The 1,970-nt window shown below is 59.4% G+C and carries 1 protein-coding gene; it reads right to left on the reverse strand.

Annotation, left to right across the window (positions count from 1 at the left end; all coding sequences use genetic code 11):
- Positions 1–1,344: DUF3084 domain-containing protein (locus NW845_RS12760; protein WP_414378799.1), on the reverse strand; the 1,344-nt coding region annotated here is incomplete at its 3' end.
- Positions 1,345–1,970: the final 626 nt, after the last annotated feature.

Raw genomic sequence — 1,970 nt, forward strand, 5'->3', positions numbered from 1 at the left:
GGCGTCCTGCTGGCCAGAGGCCTCCGCCATCAGGAAACTCACCCGCAGCGGCCCCGCCGTGTAGATGTCGGTGTCGGCAACCAGCTTCACATCCAGAGGGGTAGTGCTCTGGCGGAGATGCTGCACAACTTCCAAGAACTTCACCTGCGAGAATTCTCCGACAGTGCCGGTGATGGGATCCGAGAGGAGGCCTTCTGCCTGGGAGCGCTGATTGGCCTGGTTGAGGAGCTCTAGCAGCCGCTGTTGGATTTCGTTCTCGCTCAAGCCTGGCTGGATTACACCCTGCGCCAGCACAGATCCCCTGGCAAAGATACGCTGGTTGGGGTAGATCTGCACCAGCACGGGCACAGGCTCGCCCTTAAGCCGATTGGAGAGCGAAAGAATGCGCACCGCCCAGCTACCGGGTTCTTGTAGCTTTTCCAGGGCTTGGTCGGCCTCCTCGCGGCGGATGAGGATGGCGTTCTCCAGAGGGGGGATGGGTTGGGAGCCGAGGGCAAGGGCCCGCTGTTCTGCCTGGGCCAAAACTCGCTCAAACTGCCGCCGCACTGCCGCCGGCTCTGCCCCTGCTGGCGTTTGCACAACTCCTGTAGCCAGGACTTCTCCCGCCAGAATGGCCAGCTCTCCCCGTCGCAGCCGCACCGCTAACTGGTTGAGCTGCGCAATCTCCTGCTCAAGCTGCTTTTTTTGAGTTTCCAGTTGGCTCAGGGCCCCCTGCGCCGTATCCAGAGAGCGCTCCAGTTGATCCCGATCCAGTTGCAGAGCCTGCTTTTGCGACTCCAGATCGGCAATCATCTTTCGGGCCGCCTCCACCTCTGCCTTCACCGCCTCCAACTCTGCCTGGGCCCGCTCCAGGCTGGGCTGCACTTGGTCCAGTTGCTCGTTGGCTGCCGCCAGCTTCGCCTCTGCCTCTTGCCGCTCTTGTAGCGCTATGGCCAGTTGCTCCCGGACTTCGCTCAGGCGGGTCTGGGCTGCCGATTGCTGACTGCGAAATTGGTCGAGATCCAGCTTAAGGCGGTCTCGCTCGGCTCTGAGAGTGGCATTCTCCCCTTCCAGCAGAGCTTTCTGGCGGTTGAGGGCCCGCAGCTCCTGCTCCGCCTGGGCAATTTGGTTGGTGTAGCTGAACAGGGCTTCCGAAAGAGAGCGGTTGAGGAGCAGCAGCGTGCCCAAGGTCAGCGCCGAGATGCTCACGCCGGTAATCACGGCTACCAAAACGGCCGTGTGGCGGGGACGCAGGTTAAACCAGGTGAGGCGCTTTTTGCCAATCCGATACCCGACCCGATCCCCGACAACGGCAATCAGGCCACTGACAAACAACATGTAAAGGATCAGCAGTACGCCTTGCATAGACCGGGATCCCTGCCATGGAAATCTTAGCAAGGTTACTGCGAAGATTTGGGAAGTTGGGGGCAGGCCGAGCCAGAGAAGTGCGGCCCTGGTATAAACTACTCCACCGCAAAGGCGGATAGGGTTTAAGGACTTGATCCCGCTGACGCGAACAGTAGCCCTGAAGCAGGCTCGCTTAGAGAGCAAGCCAGCCACAAACTTCCAGGCGTGTTTATAGAACGCCCCAAAAGTGCGGTAGCCCTTGCACCGTTCAAGTCAGTGTCACCCCTCCAAGCGCAATGCCCACAAGAAAATTTCTTACCCTCCCTATAAGACTTGCCTAACTCTGGGTGGATGCGCAGACACATGAGCCCCTTGAGACCGCAAAAAGGCTTCCACCTGCTCAGCTAACATCCGTTTAGAAATATCAACGCTGAATCAGTCCCAATGCCCACCTCGAGAAAATGGGTTTCAGGAGTGGTTGCCCCTGCCGCCAAGAGGGCATCGGCGATCTCTTCCTCTACGGCGAAGGGAAAGCTGCGGGTAGCACCGTAAAAGTCGGCAGCTCGATCAACGTAAGGCGCGGGATTCCCCACCCGGGTGGGGAGGGATAGCGCCTCCTGACTGATTCTGGATATATCGCTTCA

It is taken from the genome of Synechococcus sp. H60.2, assembly GCF_047462315.1.
In the GTDB taxonomy this organism is placed as follows: domain Bacteria; phylum Cyanobacteriota; class Cyanobacteriia; order Thermostichales; family Thermostichaceae; genus Thermostichus.